This is a genomic window from Leuconostoc sp., from assembly GCF_965300815.1.
Map to the genome: position 1 here is coordinate 18,159 of NZ_CBDKZH010000015.1, position 2,447 is coordinate 20,605.

Consider the following 2,447-nt stretch of genomic DNA (forward strand, 5'->3'; position numbering starts at 1 on the left):
CATCATCCAAATTGGGATGACTTTTATCAAAAATCGCCGTATCGTTGATCATTTTGAATCTTTTGTGAATCCAGGTCAATCAATTGATCGCAACATTCAACAACTCACGCATATTTCAGAAAAAGATGTGCGTGATGCGCCTTATTTTGAAGAAATCGCACCAGTTCTACGTAACATGTTACAAGATACTGTGCTGATTGCGCATAATATTAATTTTGATTATCCTTATTTGAACGACGAGTTAGCGCGGACAGGCTTTCCAGTGCTGACCAATCCTGCCATTGACACGGTTCAATTAGCACAAATTTTGTTGCCAACAGCGCCAGGTTATCGGTTGTTGGATCTGACAACATTTTTAAATATTACGCTTAATAACGCCCATCGGGCAAATGCTGATGCGCAAGCAACGGCTTTACTGTTTTTGAAGCTATGGCAAAAGGCGGAGCAGTTACCCGTCATTGTTCTCCAGCAATTACAATTTGGGCAGTGGCCACTCCTGAGACAAACACAAGATTTTTTACGGGTGGTCAAATCAAAACGGCAACAAACTGATTTTGACATTGTGGCCCAAGTCGCCGTGACGAAACCAGATCCCGTGCCACCAATGACACCAGCGACGTTGCCCGCCTATCCACGGTCTTCGCAAGAGAAGCAGCGGCAATTTGGGCAATGGTTAACCCAAAACGAAGCCCAGAATGATTTAATGAATCGCGTCTATGCGTTCCTCACTAAAAAAGCTGATGGTGTATTAACGGTGTTGACTGCGCCGAAAATCGGCAAAACTTTGGGTTATTTGGTCCCATTAATTTTTGATCCGCAAGCACGTCCAATCGTGTTGTTGACAAATGATGACAGTTTGCAGCAACAGCAACAAGCATTGGTGGAGAAAATCGCTAAATTATTAGATGTCCATTTTACGGCAGCCATTTTGCATGATCCAAGTGCGTATATTGATGTTGAACGTTTTAACCAATTGTTAAAAACAGCTGACGACACGTCGCCAGCCCAATTCTTCAAAGCCCGCATTTTAGTGTGGTTAACGCAAACACAGACTGGGTTATTAAACGAAATCCAAGTCGGTGCTACCAATTTGCCGATTCTAGATGCATTGCGTGGCAATGAGCAGGGGATTTTCTATCAACGTGCTCAACGTTTGGTCAACCGTGCTGAAGTGTTGACGATGAATTTTGAAACTTACTTTAATCAGGCGCAACCGCTTTTGGCAGCGCGTGAGCGTACAAAATGGCCGGTCGTGGTCATGGAAACGCCGAGTGCGTTTGTTGATGAATTATCAGCACATTATCGGGCACAGTTGAATTTGACAGACATTAAAAACAGCTTGAAAGGGTTGATGCATCAAGAAGTTGCGGGGCTCACGCATAAGCAGCGGTTGTTTGTCAAACAAAGTGTGGCAGAGGCCTTGAAATTAGTGAAGCAAATTTTGCAAACCGATAAGGTAACCACCCAACTCAAGCGCGCAGAACGTTTATTAATGATCATCATGCGTTTAATGACGATTTTGGATATTGGCGAGCATGGCGTTGTCCCGGCATCATGGGCGACCTTACCGCATGAACTGACCAACATCAAACGTTTGCAGCAAGAACCGCTTGTGACGGTGCAGGATCAAGAACACGACGAAAACGGGCAAACGCAGCTCACGAGAACATTCTTCGTTCCAGTCGCCACCACGTATCAAACACACTTTTTGGCGCATATCCATAAACTTTTGGTTGTCAGTGAATACTTAGATAATCAGGTGAGTGCCTTTTTGCGTGAGGTGCCAGAGCAGATGACGGCAGAACGCGATTTTATTCACCATGATAATCAACCGGTAACTGTGATTCAAATGGGTCGCACTTCGCCAGTCACGCACTTACAAGCGCTCACACAGCATAACGTGGGTGAAATTATGATGATTGTGCCAGATGGTGAACGGGTGAATCATTGGTATCAAAAGTTAAAACATGTTTTGACAACTGACTACGGGCTCGTTGCGGAAGGGGTCACCGGCTCACTTGAAAAAATCCAGCGCCAACGGCATACCGAACAGCAAAACATTCTGATTGTCACACCAAAAATCATGTCAACCATGTGGTTACGCGATCAGGAGTTACCAAACATTGTGATTGTACCGGAACGGGAAGTTTGGCAACCAGTGTCACGTCTCGCCTTGGTATTAACTGAAATGCAACGTCATCCGAAAGCATTACTCGTCACACAATTAAATGCCATGCAACGCCATCGCTTTAAGTCACAAGCAGACATCAAAGCCAACGTGGTGTTAAAAAATAATTTGCTGGCACAGTATGACCAAATTTTGACAGATTTTTGATATAATAAATCTAGCTATGCGTTGGAGGACTAAACAAAATGATGCAATTTAAAGATGATATTCGCTTCCGCCAACGTCAACGCCGTACCCGCGTTCATTGGGCGCGGATTTG

General features: G+C 44.4%; 1 protein-coding gene. It reads left to right on the forward strand.

Annotated elements, in window-relative coordinates:
• A partial coding sequence (locus ACW12G_RS02075; RefSeq protein WP_455647165.1) for an exonuclease domain-containing protein occupies positions 1–2,335 on the forward strand: 2,335 nt, incomplete at its 5' end.
• Positions 2,336–2,447 lie beyond the last annotated feature (112 nt).